The sequence below is a fragment of the Mastigocoleus testarum BC008 genome (assembly GCF_001456025.1).
In the GTDB taxonomy this organism is placed as follows: Bacteria; Cyanobacteriota; Cyanobacteriia; order Cyanobacteriales; family Nostocaceae; genus Mastigocoleus; species Mastigocoleus testarum.
This window is the reverse complement of the sequence record NZ_LMTZ01000151.1, coordinates 31,243-48,154: the sequence shown is the minus strand read 5'-3', so window position 1 is coordinate 48,154 and position 16,912 is coordinate 31,243. Positions and strand designations below refer to the sequence as shown.

Sequence of the window (16,912 nt, the reverse complement as noted above, 5' to 3'; positions counted from 1 at the left end):
CTGATGAAAGGTATCCTGATGAAAGATATCCTGACGATAGGTATTTAGACGATAGATATTCTTCTAATGATAGATACTTAGAAGATCGCTACCCTGATGAGAGAAATTCAGATGACCGCTACTCAGATGACAAATACAGAGAACCTCGCCGTCGTCGCCCAGCTAGGGATTATGATGATGATTGGTAATTGGTAATTGGTAATTGGTAATTGGTAATCGGTAATTGGTAATTAATTATTTGTTTTTTATATTTTTTTGGTCCATTCCCCAATCTCCCCAGTCGCCAGAGGCATGACTATAGCTGCGCTACCTACGGAGGAGCCGTCACCTGCGGATCTGCCGACGCCGTGAGACGCGCCAGAGGCGTTAGTACGCATCCTACGGATGAACAGCTTGCTGCGTCAAAACACCGCAGATGCCCCTCAAGCTCTATGCCGCTATGAGCGCGCTTACACGTTAGCATTAGCGAAAGCGAAACGTGACGTTAGTCAGAGGCTTTGCCGACGCCGTAGACTCTAGCGGTGCGTTAGCACGGGCGGCGGGCGGCACACAGTGCTATCCCAAGCCCTCTCCATCACCCATTTTTCCCATAAGCTTGCCAAGCTAAATCTACAAGTCCATCAACGATTGCTGCAGCAACAACAGCATTACCTTTGTCACTTTCAAGAGTAATGTGAGGAATCACAGAATTTTTCAAACTTTCTTTTGCTGCTGCTAAATTCAAAAATCCAGCAGGAGTAGCAATCACCAAAGCAGGTTTAATTTCTTCCGCTTCAATTAAATCAATAATGGTGTTGAGGGCTGTTTGAGCTTGACCGATAACAAAAATTCCTTCTAAATGTCGTTTGGCTAAGTTTTCCATTCCCCAAGCTGCAACAGTTTTAGATTTTTGAGGTCTGGTAAAGGTTTCCACACCACAATAAACCGGATTAGCAAAGGTTTCTTGAATCGTCTGGGAAATTCCTACCCGTACCATTGGAGAATCTACAACAATTGCAGTACGTGCGGCTAAAGCTGCAGCTCCTGCGTGCAAAGCATGTTCGGAAAAGCGAATTAAAGATTTATACTCAAAGTCAGCTGTGGCGTAAATCACTCTTCGCACAATCTCATATTCTGCAGGGGAAAAAACATGAGCGCCGATTTCGCGGTCAATTATTGTCAAACTTTGAGCATCACTTGAATGCCATTCCATCGCCTATATGTACCAATTACTCATTTTGATTGAAATTCAATCATATCCGCAGGATTCCAAAAGCCCACCATATTTTTAAGTTTTCTAGTTAAATTTTTTAGCTCAATCCGATTGAATTTGATGTAGAGACGTAGCATGCTACGTCTTCGTTAAAATCTCCTAATTTTAATAATGTAATGTACAGGGCTTTTCGTTAATTAATAACCCTTATACCTGTTCCCTGATTTATATTTGATTTTGATCGGAAACGATTGTAATTGTCTCCTGTTTTCTATTAATTATTTTCCGTACCAGGAGATTGGTTGAAAATCGGAGATAAGTAAGCAACTAAAACGCCAATAAGAAAACCAGAAATATTACGAACTACTGGTAACCAGTCATTTGTTCGGGTAACCACCGGACCAATACCGAAAGCAACAAATAATATCCCCCACAAAGGAGAAAATATCAAAGCCCATTGCCAAGCAAAAACTTGTCCTTCTTTACGGGGTTGAGCAGCAAAACCACATATAACTCCACCAATTACCGAGCTAATCAATGTTAATATCCACTGTTCTCTTGGTAGCCCCGGTACTACATTACAACCCCCTTGACTCAAACAATTCTCAACTGTTCTTACAGCTGTGAGAACTGCTTGGTCTTCCCCTTCTTCACGGACAAAGTATAAATTTCCAAAGCGGGTTTGTAATTCAATCCAAAAAGTACGTGGTAATAATTCATATACTGCATCGCCAACGCTAAAACTTAAAATGTTACCACCACGTGCATCAGAAACAAAAAGAATACTTCTATCATCCAAACCCCAAAAATTAATTACTGCCCTACCAGGAGTACGATCGTATTGGGTTAATACCCGTAATTTCCAACCCGTATCGGCTTCAAATTTTTCTAATTCTTGGACTAAATTATTTTCTTGAACGCTATTAAGAGTTTTTGCTAAGTCTACGACTGGAGTGGGATTATCGGGTAATAATTCGGGATTATCATAGGCATATGCACCCTCTGACTGGGTAATCCATACCGAAGCGGCTATAAATATTACTGCTACAAATTTGAAAGTTTGCTGAAAAATTCGCTGCCAAAAACAGTGCTGCATGATTTTTTATACAGATGCCAATACTAGAAGTAAAGAAGGTTTTTTTATGAAAATACGAAAAAAGTAATTCTTCTTTACAGTTTGTTACTTGAATCTAATTTATTTTACCCGAGTACAGTATCGCCTTTGTTCCTTAATTTATTTTGTCAGATAGAGGAACAAAGGCGATGAATACTGATATTCGGTTTTACAGACAGGCTTAAAATCTAGATTAATTTTAATCTAATTGCACAATTGTCAGGAAACCTTAACGTGAAACATCCTTATGATTGTCTTTAATACGGTATGTCTGATCTGTTTCACGGTTATCTTGCCTAATTGTTTCTCTTTCGCGTTCGCGCTCGCGTAACTTGAGCATATGGAGTGATGATGGTGGCATACGTTCGCTCATTCGTCGAGGAGATCTGTAGCGTGTAAAACTTTTAAATGCAGTTTTGACACCAACGAAAAAGCTACGAGTGCTAATTTGAACCGTTTGAGCTTGTTTCCTGGCACCATCAATACTTCGATCTACTTGTCGGATAATACGATCTGCACTCTTGACACCTTCACTGACATCGTCAGCTAAATCATTGATTTCCAAGTTAGTCATGCGAATCGCATCGAGAGTCGGTGGTAGTTCTCTGGAAAGAGTGTCGAATAGTTTTTCTGCGCTTCTAGCTGCTCGTGCAAGTTCTTGCAACGCTGGCATAGCCGCAACCAAAACAGCTATCAAACTGGTAGCGACTAAAATAAGGGATAGTGCGAGCCAAAATAAAGGTTCAATCACGCTTATATTATTTATCAGCTATCCATCCTGTGTCCAAGTGAATTTGTTTCCTCTCCAACTGTAGAAGAAGAAACGGTCTGTTTCTCTAAAATATCTTGTTCTGTCAATATTTGACTTTCTCGTTGGCTAGCATCAATACCAGCTGCAATCGCAAGGCGTAATCTATCCAAAGTATCATCCCAGTTAGAACGAGCGTTGTGGGAAAATTTATCTGCCTGAAGCTGCACGCTAGTAGATAGATCTTCTGCTATTTCCGGTAAGGCATTGGCAGATTTTTTCAATAGTTTGCGTGTTTCCCGTCCCGTACGGGGAGCAGTTAGTAATCCAGCCAAGGTACCAATAGCAGTTCCCAGCATTAAACCGCCAATAAATACTCCAGAACGGTTTTTTGACATATTACATCGACCTCCTTCCACCCATTTTATTAGGGTTATCCAGCTTTATAAGAACCACGAAATATTACGTACCATTATAAACGTGAAAATTTAACTGCTCTCATCTTTTCTTGGTAATTGGTCATCGGTAATTGGTCATCGGTAATTATTAATAGCACTGCGTGCCGCCGCAAGCGGCATATGGTAATTGGTCATTGCTTGGGCTTATTAAACTTGAGTGTTATTCCACCACCTTCCTTGTATTTGGGTGTGTTACTGAAAAATAAGTAACGTGTGGATGTGATGTTTTCAAGATAAAATAATCGAGCCTTTTATCATGAAGTATATTCAAAGTTTCCTTATACTGTCTCCTGAAGCGATAATTTTTTATATATGAACGCTACACAAGAACAACTTAAAATTAAATTTCAACAGGCTTTAGCTGCGGCTTTTGGTGAGGATTATGCCGAAGCCGATCCAATCTTAGTTCCTGCATCAAATCCTAAGTTTGGTGACTATCAAGCCAATATATCTTTACCATTAGCAAAAAAGTTAAAGCAACAGCCAAGGGCGATCGCACAACAAATAGTCGAAAATTTAGATGTGTTGGATATTTGTGAACCCCCAGAGATTGCTGGACCGGGTTTTATTAATATTAGATTGAAAACGGTATACCTGGAAGCTCAATTACACTCGATTCAAACTGACCGCAGATTGGGAGTACCAGAAACAAACAATCCTCAACGGGTGGTTGTCGATTTTTCTAGCCCCAATATTGCAAAAGAAATGCATGTTGGGCACTTACGTTCGACAATTATTGGAGACTCCATCGCCCGAATTTTGGAATTTAGGGGACATGATGTCCTACGGTTAAATCATGTTGGTGATTGGGGTACCCAGTTTGGGATGCTAATTACCTATCTGCGGGAAGCTTATCCTGATGCTTTGACAACTGCAAATGCTTTAGATATTGGCGACTTGGTTACTTTTTATAAAAAAGCTAAACAACGGTTTGATGAAGATGAAGTATTTCAAGAAACAGCACGTCAAGAAGTTGTCAGATTGCAAGCAGGTGCAGAAGATACCATCCATGCTTGGAAATTATTATGCGAGCAGTCCCGACGAGAGTTTCAAATTATTTACGATCTATTAGATATAAATATCAAAGAAAGGGGTGAATCTTTTTATAATCCCTTCCTCGCTGGAGTTATCACAGACCTAGCCGAATCGGGTTTACTGGTGGAAGACCAAGGAGCAAAGGTTGTTTTCTTGGAAGGTTTTACCAATAGAGAAGGTCAACCTTTACCTTTAATTGTTCAAAAAACTAATGGCGGTTACAACTACGCGACGACAGATTTAGCAGCTTTACGCTATCGAATTGAAGAAGATAAAGCTACCCGTTTAATTTATGTTACAGACTCTGGACAAGCAAATCATTTTGCTGGAGTCTTTCAAGTTGCACGTCGTGCTGGTTGGATTCCCAAAGAAGTAGAACTAGTCCATGTTCCTTTTGGTTTGGTATTGGGTGAAGATGGCAAAAAATTCAAAACTCGTTCCGGCGATACTGTAAGATTACGGGATTTATTAGATGAAGCTGTTGTTCGTTTTCGCAATACTTTAGAAGAGAAAATTAAGGAAGAAGGTAGGCAAGAAACAGAAGAATTTAAAGCAAATGTCGCCGGTGTTGCAGGTATAAGTGCAGTAAAATACGCTGACCTCAGTCAAAACCGCACCAGCAATTATATTTTCAGTTACGATAAAATGCTTTCCGATAAAGGTAATACAGCACCTTACATGCTTTATGCCTATGCCAGAATTAAAAGTATTGGTCGTAAAGGTAACATTGATTTTGAAAAATTGGGAAGCGAACAGAAAATTCAGTTACGAGAAGAAGCAGAATTAGCTTTAGCCAAGCATGTTTTGCAATTAAGTGAAGCGATCGCGGATGTAGAAAAAGATTTATTTCCCAATCGTTTGTGTGAATATCTATATCAACTTAGCGATAAATTCAATAAGTTTTATGAACAGTGCCCGGTATTAAAAGTTGAAGAACCACAGAGAACGTCACGTTTAGCTTTGTGTGACTTGACAGCGAGGACATTGTATTTGGGTTTGTCTTTGTTGGGTATTCGGGTCGTAGACAGAATGTAGCGCTAATTATCTCCAATAATATGACTGCGATTCTACGTGCAGCACAAGAATGCTTATGGTACAAAACAAAAAATCCTAAGCCAAAAGCCCAGTCATAAGACCGGGCTTTGATTTTGGGATATATTCCCGATGGCTATTTATAGAGGTCATTTATAATTGTTTTGTTCTGAATATGACTACAAACTGGTTCAGAACGATTTCGGAAAATTACTTCTAACATTTCTAATTTGCCCAAATCAAAAGCCCAGTCACAAGACCGGGCTTTGATTTTGGGGTATATCCCCATGGTTACTTATAGAAGTCATTTATAATCGTTTTGTTCTGAATATGACTACAAACTGGTTCAGATAGATTTCGGAAAATTACTTCTAACATTTCTAATTTTCTCAAATCAAAAGCCCAGTCATAAGACCAGGCTTTGATTTTGGGGTATATCCCCATGGTTACTTATAGGAGTCATTTATAATCGTTTTGTTCTGAATATGACTACAAACTGGTTCAGATCGATTTCGGAAAATTACTTCTAACATTTCTAATTTTCTCAAATTAAAAGCCCAGTCATAAGACTAGGCTTTAATTTTGGGGTATATCCCCATGGTTACTTATAGGAGTCATTTATAGTCGTTTTGTTCTGAACATAACTACCAACTCCTTTGGAATGATTTCGGAAAATTAGGTTTATTTCTTATAAATAATTTTCTCAGCTTTATTCTCAATCTCCAAAATCCTGAATCACCGGGTATTTTCAGAACCTCATGTAATAAAATACAATTTCACACCACGACACATTCAGCTTGCATTTCTGCTCCAGATTCCTCATAACGTGCTAAATCTTCGATCGCTTGATCAATAAGATCTAAACCTTGCTGTACAGTTTCAACTACACTTAGTTTTCCACGCAAATCCGCAGCATTGAGAAAACCTTTTGCATACCAAGTCATATGTTTGCGCGCCTGACGTACGCCGCGATCGCCTTTATATTCGTACAAAGCTTGTAAATGTTCTCGAGCACATTCAAGGCGTTGAATTGGTGTAGGTGGTGCTAATTTTTCGCCAGTTTTGAGAAAATAATCAATTTCACCTACCAAAAAGGGATAACCTAAGGTTCCACGAGAACACATCACCCCGTCAGCACCAGTTTCCTCCAAACATTTTACTGCTGCTTCCACAGAAAAAATATCGCCGTTACCAATTACTGGAATCTCAAGTATTTCCTTAACACGAGCAATCCATTCCCAACGAGCATTCCCGTTATAACCTTGGGAGCGGGTACGTCCATGTACCGTAATCATTTTTGCTCCTGCATCTTGCATCCGTTTGGCAAAATCGAGAATATTTATTTCTTTATCATTCCAACCAATACGGGTTTTAACTGTTACTGGAACTTCTACAGCCTTAACTACTTCCCGTACAATAGCTTCAGCGACTTCTGGCTGTCTAAGCAGAGAAGAACCACCACCATTCTTAGTGATTTTGTTAACCGGGCAACCCATATTAATATCAACTGTATCGGCACCCTCATCAACTGCTTTCACTGCTGCTTCCGCCAAAAAATCTGGACGACAATCAAACAGTTGGATACTAATTGGTCTTTCTCCTGGATCCACCTCCATAATTTTGGGTAATTCTTTAACGTAATGTAAGCCCGTAGCGTTCACCATTTCGGTGTACATCATGGATTGTGGCGCATAGCGACGTACCAAACGGCGAAACACCAAATCAGTTACACCTGATAAAGGCGATTGCAAAACTCGACTTTTGACTTCAAATGAGTCAATTTTTAAAGGTTGGGAAAGTCTAGCTTTTAATTCGGGAGATAGGGCTAACATACGAAGAATGAAAATTAGAATTCAGGAGTCAGGAGTCAGGAGTCAGGAGTCAGGAGTCAGGAGTCAGGAGTCAGGAGTCAGGAGTCAGGAGTAATAAGTAATAAGTAATAAGTAATAAGTAATAAGTAATAAGTAAGGAGTAAGAATAAAGTTGGGAGGTGTGACTTTTATATTTTAGAAGTTCCTACGGATTAGTAAAGTCTAATCTTAAAACTAAAATTGAACGGATTCAGATGACTGTCCGCGTGAGTCAGGCTATTAGCCAAGCAGGAGCTTGGATTACTGACTTTCATTTGTACTCGGATATCTTGATTTACATCAACTCTGAGATACAAACTACTAATTTGGATAGATTTGCTGAAACTCTTCAAGGAAAAGGCTTGAATTTGAGTCAAAATAGCATAGGTCAGCTCATTCTCGCTGGTGATAAAACACTGAAAGAGAAGAAGCTAATAGGGACATTGCAAATTATATTTTTACATGACTAACCCGATCTGCCCTCAGAAATACCTGCGGCTCCGGGATAATAGCCATACTCATTACTGATTGATGTCTTTTTTGAAATTTGCTTTGAGCAGACATTTTATTCCTTGAAGTTTTTTTAATTTTCCTCCCAGGAAACTTTATCCGCATCTAAAAACAAATTTTCACTTATTGAATTAGTTTTGAAGACAGAAACACTCGCGTATATCTCTGTCTCTTAATGGTTTATACAAGAGCAGAAACTTCGATGCTTAACTATGAAGAAGACTTATTCTGAGCTTTCTTTCTTGCTCTCATCGCCACAACAAGTAATCCTGCAAATAAAACAGATCCTAAAACGTTTTCTGGTTCAGGAACTTCGACATTAGATTTTGTATTTTTGAAAGCTAATAAAGTAATATTGCTATCTTTCTTGAACGATCTGCTCACAGAACCTTCCACAGAAGAACTTTTATATGCTTCGCTTCCATTTCCACCATCAATTGGACCAAAACTAGAAAGACCAGAATTGCTATTAAAAGTAATATTGCCACTACTGGTATTATTAATAAAATTATTTTGACCTGTAGCGTCAATGCTTGCTGCCAACATAAATGAATCTAGTACATTATTCTGACCAATCTGGGTTGGATCGAATTGCGGTGAGTTGAGGAAGTTTAACCGTTGATCTGCAGAGGTACCGGTTGTATCCAAGAGATAGAAGGAAATATCTCCAGCAGCGCTAGCATACTCAACTCCTGGTTGATCTACAGAAGCATTTAAATCTAAGAAAGCAGTAAAGTTAAAAGATAAAGTGTCGTTACGACTGACGTCAAAATTAGCAAAGTATCTCGGTGATGTTGTCGCTGAAGCTGTATAACTAGGACCATTACCAAATACCAAACTTTCCGCGACATTAGATACATTTAAAGGAGAAGGTTCGGCAATGGTACTAGAAAAGTTATCAAAGTCTGCTACACTATCATCCGTTCTGGATTCAGCGAAACCATCAGCATCATTTACAGCTTCCAGTGCTGATGTTTCTTGTTGACTGAAATCTGTAAAAAATAGTTCCCCATAGGAACCAGCTAAAGTTGCGGCTAAACCAGGAGCACTTGCTAGCACCCAAGTAGTCACGAATGGGGTTACTCGTAAAGCAATTCTTTTGACTAAGACTGAATATGACTTCATCTAAAACCTCTGTGATGATGTTACCAATAACTTGGTTAAGTAGTTTTTATTTAAAAGGACTTATGTAAGACCTTTCCCTGGATAAGTTTGAAGAGAATAAAATCTTTCCACTTAAACATTTATCTACAATATTTAGGAAATATAGAAAATATTCAGATTAAAAGAGGTTAATATTCTACTCCAGCTTTTTTAAGTCTTTAATTTGATTTAGTAGTCGATATTAAGCCACTATAAATTTTTCATAAACTTACAAACTCATTTAAATAAATTTTCTTTATTAACTACAAAGAACAAATTTCCTGATTGAAGTATTCACAAAATGAAAAATTCTACATGTAGTTTTGTCCTAAATACTAGTAAGAAAACAATTGCCGTTAATTATAAGATTTCACTGGTAATAGAAATAAATTGAGAAAAACTTCAAAAATATTCTCCTCACAAAAATATATTTTTATACTAGCTTAAGCCATCAAAAAGCTATAAAATAGCTTGTTTGCGAACATCCGAAAAGAAATGCATCAGTTATTCAGAGTCGATTACACATAACTTTATTAAGCACCCTAGAGGAGGAAAATAACAGTGAATTTATTTATCTCCTTGGTTAAATATCTACCTCAGTCAAAATACTAAAACATTAACATTAAAGTATGTATGAATTTTTGATGAATTTATTGAAGTTAATGCTTTATTTACCAGACTGAATTAATATGTATCAAGTAATTTGTTGAAAATCAAATAAATATTTTGTTTTGCAAACATAAGTCAATAAATAATATTGAATGCTAATTTTGTATAGATTTATTCTTAAAACGGAGCAGAAGCGCAGTTAATATGTTGCTCGCAAACGACTTAACAGGTAATCTCCAGCAAGAATGGGGGGATATATGGGAGGATGCTCTTTTTTACAGCTTTCCAAACAAGTAACTGTTGTATCGTCGTTGGGATGACAGAAAAAAGCCAAAGAGTACCGTGATTGCGTTACTCTGTTGTCGTCAGGGATTATGACTCGATGCTTTGTGGAGCAAAATACATGATTTGTCCAACGTTGGATTAAATCTCCTGTATTGACTATAACTGTATTGGGGATGCTTGGAGCACAAATCCATTTACCGAAATCACCATTAGAACCAGAAGAACTAGTTTTGACTTCCAAACCACCAAGGGAATCTTGAAACAATAAGGTAATGCTTCCATAGTCTGAATGTTCGCCAGCACGTATTTGTCCAATTTGTGGTTTTTGTTCCAAGGGTGGATAGTGCAGAAGTCTGAGGGTATGCTTGCGATTACTATGGTTGTCAACAAAAAAGTTTTCCGGCAATTCTAGGGCTAATGCTAAAGCTTGCAGAACTTTGTTTGCAAGTTGGTTACAAGCTTCATAGAAATTAAGAATGTAACCATTGTGGATTGGAGTATTTTGTGATTCGGGAATAGAAGATTCATTTACCCGATTCCTGCTCTCAACAAGGTTAAAAGCTTCTTTTAGATCTCCGGGTCTATTTGGGTTAAGGCGCTCTCGTTCAATACCAACATAACCTTGATTACTAAACTCATCACTCCAAGCAAATTGTTGCTTAGTTTTTAAGGGTAAATCAAAAAAACTTTTACTTTGTATAAATACTTTTTCAATCAAGTCCTCACTCATACCATGATTTTGCAAATAAATAAAGCCAACTTGACTACAAGCATCATGAATTTCCTTAACTACCATTTGTTTAGCTTGTTTATTTCCATGGCTGAAGAGAAAAAAATCAATAACTGGTATTTCATCTATAGGTAATTTAACTGACATGATGATATAATAAGTATATTTGATGTTACATTATCATCATTTACCTTTCTTCGCTCCCCCATATAAATGTGCCAAAAAGCAAACTCTACCTCATAAATTTTGGGGTAGAGTTTGCTTTTTAAATTCACGGAATAATTGAACTCTAAATATTGCTAATAATTAAAAATATTAACTTTATTGTTAACTAGTCCAACCCGCTATCCAGAGCCGTAGGCGTCGGCGCAGCCTCTCCCCAACCTTGAGAGGATGGGGAATTGTGCTAATTGACGTTAACGGTTCATGTAGTTACATTTGTTAGCTAAATATGAAATTCCTGTTGCTATATTTTCTACATCTTCCCGATATCTTCCCTTTTCTGTCCTAGCATTAAATTTGTTTTAACAGCAGAATTACTATATTCAAGTATTTAGTTGCAAGATTATTGAGGAATAAGCCTGTACGGCAGTGTAGATTAAGTTCTCCGACTTCAAGTAGCGCGACATACATCATAAAATTTTATATATGACTTATTCCTAAACTCGCGGCGTATGAGTTGGACTTGCTCCCAGCATTTACTCAGGAGCAACTTAGGAGAAATTAAGAAGTAATTTAATTTTTTGAGATCTAGCAAATGTTTTGATTGTATTATTCGTAATAATTTTTAATTATGATTAATTTCAATTTAGAAGAAGCAATTAAAATTGCGAATCAATCTGTATACTTAAAATTCAACCGTAACTTAACAGATGTTGAAACTATGATCCTCAAAGGAGCATGGTTGAGAGAAGAATATGATGTTATAGCTGCAAAGAATCAGTACGCTACTAGTTATATCAGTCAAGATGTTGCCCCGAAGCTGTGGAAAATTTTGACAGAATCATTGGGTGAGCGGGTTCGGAAAAGTAATTTTAAAGAAGCACTGAAACGACGTTGGGAATATTTATCCCATGACCAATATATGTCTGCAAGTTCAAATTATTTAGGGATTAATAGTAGTAATAAAAACTCCGGAAAAACAAGTATAAACGAAAAAAAAATTAACTCTAGATTGTGTCAAACAGAAGTTAAAGATAAATATTTAAACATTGAAAATGAGGACGATAAACTTATCCCTGATATTTATGTAGAACGTCCTCCAATTGAATTAATTTGTCATCAAACAATACAGCAACCAGGTTCTCTGATTAGGGTTAAGGCTCCTAGTCTAATGGGGAAAACTTATCTTGTTGGTAAAGTTCTTTCTGAAATTGCACAATGTGACTATCGCACTGTTAATTTAAGCTTCGAGTTAGCTGATAGTAGTACTCATTTTACGAACTTAAATAAATTTTTACGCTGGTTTTGTATCAACATCAGCCGTGAATTAGGATTACCCACTAATCTAGATGAATATTGGGACGAGGAAGGTATGGGAGCAAAAGTTAGTTGCACTACCTACTTTGAAGAATATCTTTTAGACCTGGCAAATTCTCCCTTAGTTATATGTTTGGATGATGTGGATTTACTCTTCCCTTATCCCCAGATATATGAAGATTTTTTTGGTTTGCTACGCTCTTGGTATGAAAAAGCAAGAAGTCGTAAACTTTGGAAAAAATTAAGACTAATCATCGTTCACGCCACAGATGTTTATATCCGACTCAATATTAATCAATCTCCGTTTAATGTTGGGTTACCAATTGAATTATCAGAATTCACTCATGAACAAGTACTAGAATTGGTTCACCAACATCAGTTACAAATAGATAACAACACTATTGAATTATTGATGAAACTTGTGGGAGGTCACCCTTACTTATTAGAACAAGCTTTTGTTTATCTCAAAATACATCCAAAAATGGCGGTTGATAAGTTGTTGAGGGAAGCAACTACAGATGCAGGTATTTACAGTCATCATTTACTAGAACACTGGTTAAATCTCCAACAACATCCTGAATTAGCTGAAGCTTTTAAAAGAGCAATCACATCCGTTAGTCCAATACAAATAGAACCTGTATTAGCTTATAAATTGCAAAGTATGGGATTGATAAAAATTTTGGGTAATACAGTTGAACCTCGTTGCAATTTGTATCGGAAATATTTTATAGACCGTTTATGTCATAGCCATAATTGGGAATTATCGGAATCTAATTTGATTTCTAATTCTAGTCATTTACAATATGTTTTTAAGGCTTCTTAATTTGAGGTTTTTTGTGAATATATCCAGCTAAATCAAGATGACATAAATTTATTATTTTTCATCTTTTACTCGGTAATTATTTGATTTAGGATATTCCCTTCAGTTTATTTAAATTGTAGGGAATTTCTAGTATCAATTTTTAATATAAATTTTTAGTATCAATTCATTGTAAAATAATTTACGGTAACGTACCGCTTTGCAAACAGAAGTTACAGCGTTACGCGCAAGTCAATTAATCCCTATCCATAAAACCAATTAAATCTTCTGCTCTAATCAGAGATATGGAAGAATCATTTATTTCTTTAAAATCATATAAAATAATACGATTTGCTTGTTGCTCAACGCTGTACTCAAATACTTTTCGAACATAACGACCGTTATCAAACATTTTTCCTTGCTTTGCATAAGCGTTTTCAAAGATTTCTGAAAGTGCAGACTTTGCTGATTCTTCCAGGGTATAGTCACGATCGCGGCAAAATTGCTGGAAAATTAAAATTAATTCCTTTGGTGTGAAACGCTCGAAGTAAAAAAAGCGACTAAAACGAGAACTAAGACCGGGACTCGATTTAAAAAGGAACTCCATTTCTTCAGTATAGCCTGCCATAATTACAGCTAATCGATCACGACGATCTTCCATTCGTTTGAGTAGTATTTGAACTACTTCATGACCGTAATCATTTGAAGACCCACCTTCTGTAATCAGGCTATAAGCTTCATCAATAAAAAGAACTCCATCTAATGCTTGCTGAACTGCATCGTCTACGCGATATGCTGTTTGTCCCAAATACGCACCAACAAGTCCCGCACGATCTACTTCGACTACATGTCCCTTTTCAAGATAGCCCAGTTGTTTGTATAAACGACCAACTAATCTTGCGATGGTAGTTTTTCCTGTTCCAGGTGGACCTAACAAAACAATATGCAGTGAAAGATCTAAATTTTTAAGTCCCCGTTTGCTACGCTCAGATTTCACCTGAAGAAAATTAGCAAATGATAAGAATTGTTGTTTAATCAGATCGTGTCCAACTAATAGATTTAAATCTGCAAATACTTGCTCGAAGCTATCATTTTCGGGCGATACATGTTCAAAAAAAGATGCCTTTAAATTTGTGTTATTTTCGAATTCGTCTGTATTTCGCTTTTCTGCACTATCTTTATCATCAATACCAGAAGTCTTGATTATTAAGCTATGTATCTTAATTGTATTTTCACCACAGACTAGGAATCCGATATTTTTCCCCAGAATTTTCATCGCTATCTGTGTTGAAATTTCTTTTACCAGTACACTATTAATGTAGAACTTAACTATATCTTTTTTCCTACGAATCTCAAGGATATTTAAGCTGTTACCTCTGTGGATATTATCATTTTCCTGAAGCTCACTGTATTCTTCCCAATTACCATTTTCACATTTACATATTTGATAATTCCCATTACTAGTAATAAGGAAAGATAAGTGATTTACTGCATCTAATGCTCCCCAAATAAAACCATATTGTTCTTGTTGATAATTTGGATTTTTAAAATTTGGTACTTGCTCAAGGACAACGTGAATATGAAATTCGTCATACTCATAAAAATCTTCATTTAGCTTTTTCCATATTGCCCAGTAACCATAGGAACGTTTATGTTGAAATACGTGACAGTTATGTTCTCTAAATATTTCTACATCTTTGGTATTACACAAAGTCCATCTGTGACGTTCGTCTAAAAAATATTCTTCGAAAATAAACATAATATATTTAATTTATAGAATAAATACAAAAAACATATAAAAAAGAATAAGTAAGTAGGTAAGAAAAAATTAAATTATATAAATAAATATAAAATGTCCGTATTTGGCTCATAGTAGCACTATTACAAACAAGTTATGATTTTTCTTACTAACCTACTTAATTGTGAGGTTAAAAGTTGAAATCTTTCGCGATATTGATTTTAATACCGCTTTTTTCAAATCACTAAGATACATGTATGTTTCCTATTGCCGAAGTTTTGTAGCTCACTTAATTGAGTGAGAACTATAACATAATTTTATTGTACTAATTTTATAAAAATAGTCATTTTGTTGCACATTAAGGATTTTTGATTTTAACTAAGAAAATAGAAAATGGGAAATGGGAATTTGTTTATTTCCATCAATAATCAGATTCATTAAATAAAACTATAAAAACTTTGCCTAACCGTAACTAGTAACAAAATAGGCAAAGTATATTCAACACACACTATTAAAGGTTTATAAATACTTCAGATAAATTCTTGTAACTGATATTTATTTAATATTTTTTAACTTTTCCCTGTGAAGGTTTTATTTGACAAAAACTCAAAAACCGCGCATCTAATGAAAATCTCGCAAATATTACTTAATATGAGATCTTAGCTAAATATTATTCTTCCTCAAAATTATATATCTGTTATTAATCTTGCTTTTCTTAAAAAGAATCGTAGTACAGTCTCTTCTTTGGTTACAATATCAGCTCGACCATTCATTCCCAACTGAATATAGCATTTTTTTTGGGTATGACCCAAAACGAGTTTTTCTGGTTCGACAGTGACTTCATAGAAAGAAGCTCTAGAATTTGCTTTTGGGGTACTGTTTTCAGTCAATGGACTATTGTTTCTTTGAGGGGAAATTGCATCAGGAGAAATTGCTGTGACTTTACCATTAAGGGTTCCGTAATCTGGGTAAGGACAAGCTCCAACGCGCATTTGCACTTTTTGACCAACTTTGATTTTACCTTTATCCTCAGAGTCTATGGATGTTTTAATGATTCTGGGAGCATTAATAGGAACAATTCGGACAACTTCTTCACCAGTACGTACGGTTTGACCGGAGTTTCTCAAGTTTAATTTGGAGATAATACCATCCTCAGTTGACGTAATAGTGGTTTGTTTTAAGTCATTTTCTACTTGTTTGAGTTCTCTTAAGTCGCGTTCTAATTGTTTTTGGGTTTCAACGTGTTGTTTGAGTAGAGCTTGACGTTCTTTTTCTAGGGTAGCTTTATTTGCTTCCCCAGAAGCTTTCTCTTGAGCAATGCGTTCAGTTGCAACTGCGACTTGTGCATTACTTGGGTTGAGAACTGCTTGAGCGCGTTCTCGTCGAGCGATCGCACCCCTAACTGCTTGTTTTAGACGCTCAATAGTTTGTTTTTGAGCTTCTACTAATGCTTGTTGTCTTATGACTGCTTGTTCTTGTTGCTTAACAGCGAGTTGTGCTTCTTCCATTTGGTCTTTAGATAATGCTCCTTCTTTCGCTACACTTGCGTAGCGATTGCGCTTTGATTTTGCTGCTCCCAACGCAGCTTCTGTAGACCGGAAATTAGCTTGTGTTGATGTTAAGCGAGCTTCACTTTCTTGTAATTCTTTTTGGGCGATTTTGACATTAGCATGGGCTTCTTTTAATTCAGAAACAGTAGTAATTTTTTTATCTAGGAAAGTACGATTGTGTCCTCTTAATTCTGCTTGAGCAGAAGCAATAGTACGTTGTATGCGCTCAGTTTCGGCTTTAATTTGAGTATTAAAAGCATTAATTTGGGCGTTGATTTGAATCAGCTGTAATTTGGCTTGCTGAATATTGGTTTGTAGTTTGCTTTTTTTTGTTTGGAGACGGGAATCATCAATCCTAGCGATCGCCGCACCTTTTGTAACTGTTTGATTTACTTTGACGTAAATTTGCATTATTTGTCCTTCTGTTGCTGCTTGGACGATTCTCAACTCACCAGCAGGACGGACAACTGCTTGTCCTTGTACCGTTACCTTATATTTAGTTACAGCAGCGATTGGAACAGCTAGACCCAGTACAAACAGAATAAATAATCCGCCAAAAGTAGTCCAACGACTGATAGGTGGGAGAAATTCATCTGTTCGTGCTGGAGGTAAAAACTTTGGTTGAAAATTGGTAAGCATG

Annotated in this window: 13 protein-coding genes; 4 read left to right on the top strand and 9 right to left on the bottom strand. The window is 36.6% G+C overall.

Annotated elements, in window-relative coordinates; genetic code table 11:
- Positions 1-574: 574 nt before the first annotated feature.
- The 4 genes from BC008_RS40470 to BC008_RS40455 form a co-directional block, all read right to left on the bottom strand.
- Positions 575-1,192, bottom strand: coding sequence for a precorrin-8X methylmutase (locus tag BC008_RS40470; RefSeq protein ID WP_027845978.1), 618 nt, complete (start codon positions 1,190-1,192; stop codon positions 575-577).
- 274 nt (positions 1,193-1,466) lie between these two features.
- A complete protein-coding gene (locus tag BC008_RS40465) occupies positions 1,467-2,288 on the bottom strand; it encodes a TPM domain-containing protein (RefSeq protein WP_027845979.1) in 822 nt (273 codons plus the stop codon).
- Positions 2,289-2,535: 247 nt separating this feature from the next.
- Complete coding sequence (locus BC008_RS40460) at positions 2,536-3,057, bottom strand: DUF948 domain-containing protein (RefSeq protein WP_027845980.1); 522 nt, start codon at positions 3,055-3,057, stop codon at positions 2,536-2,538.
- A gap of 14 nt (positions 3,058-3,071) precedes the next feature.
- Positions 3,072-3,452: a YtxH domain-containing protein gene (locus BC008_RS40455; RefSeq protein ID WP_027845981.1), complete on the bottom strand. Its 381-nt coding sequence runs from the start codon at positions 3,450-3,452 to the stop codon at positions 3,072-3,074.
- A 372-nt stretch (positions 3,453-3,824) separates the two neighbouring features.
- Here BC008_RS40455 and argS point away from each other — a divergent pair, with 372 nt between their 5' ends.
- The gene (argS, locus tag BC008_RS40450; RefSeq protein ID WP_027845982.1) at positions 3,825-5,582 is read left to right on the top strand and encodes an arginine--tRNA ligase; all 1,758 of its coding nucleotides are present in this window, start codon (positions 3,825-3,827) and stop codon (positions 5,580-5,582) included.
- A 773-nt stretch (positions 5,583-6,355) separates the two neighbouring features.
- On the opposite strand, the gene dusB is transcribed toward argS, so the two are convergent.
- Complete coding sequence (gene dusB / locus BC008_RS40445) at positions 6,356-7,411, bottom strand: tRNA dihydrouridine synthase DusB (protein ID WP_027847076.1); 1,056 nt, start codon at positions 7,409-7,411, stop codon at positions 6,356-6,358.
- Between dusB and BC008_RS50935 the strand changes: the two genes are divergently transcribed.
- Positions 7,341-7,505 (top strand): hypothetical protein, encoded by a 165-nt coding sequence (locus BC008_RS50935; RefSeq protein WP_201026228.1) that lies wholly within the window; start codon positions 7,341-7,343, stop codon positions 7,503-7,505. The two genes, dusB and BC008_RS50935, sit on opposite strands and share 71 nt — an antisense overlap.
- Positions 7,506-7,644: 139 nt before the next feature.
- On the top strand, positions 7,645-7,899 hold the full coding sequence (locus BC008_RS40440) for a hypothetical protein (RefSeq protein ID WP_027843168.1): 255 nt from the start codon (positions 7,645-7,647) through the stop codon (positions 7,897-7,899).
- Between the two features lie 250 nt (positions 7,900-8,149).
- Here the strand turns inward: BC008_RS40440 and BC008_RS40435 are convergent, their stop codons facing one another.
- Both BC008_RS40435 and BC008_RS40430 read right to left on the bottom strand, forming a co-directional pair.
- Positions 8,150-9,064, bottom strand: coding sequence for a hypothetical protein (locus BC008_RS40435; RefSeq protein ID WP_027843169.1), 915 nt, complete (start codon positions 9,062-9,064; stop codon positions 8,150-8,152).
- An 826-nt stretch (positions 9,065-9,890) separates the two neighbouring features.
- Entirely contained in the window at positions 9,891-10,835 is a 945-nt protein-coding gene (locus tag BC008_RS40430) for an isopenicillin N synthase family dioxygenase (protein WP_027843170.1), read from the bottom strand.
- A gap of 664 nt (positions 10,836-11,499) precedes the next feature.
- Between BC008_RS40430 and BC008_RS40425 the strand changes: the two genes are divergently transcribed.
- Positions 11,500-13,008 carry an AAA-like domain-containing protein gene (locus BC008_RS40425; protein ID WP_235596011.1) on the top strand — a complete coding sequence of 503 codons (1,509 nt, stop codon included), beginning with the start codon at positions 11,500-11,502 and terminating at the stop codon, positions 13,006-13,008.
- A 232-nt stretch (positions 13,009-13,240) separates the two neighbouring features.
- Here BC008_RS40425 and BC008_RS40420 read toward each other — a convergent pair whose 3' ends face one another.
- Together BC008_RS40420 and BC008_RS40415 are read right to left on the bottom strand one after the other, a co-directional pair.
- Entirely contained in the window at positions 13,241-14,743 is a 1,503-nt protein-coding gene (locus BC008_RS40420; protein WP_027843171.1) for an AAA family ATPase, read from the bottom strand.
- Positions 14,744-15,408: 665 nt separating this feature from the next.
- Entirely contained in the window at positions 15,409-16,911 is a 1,503-nt protein-coding gene (locus tag BC008_RS40415; RefSeq protein WP_027843172.1) for an HlyD family efflux transporter periplasmic adaptor subunit, read from the bottom strand.
- Position 16,912: the final 1 nt, after the last annotated feature.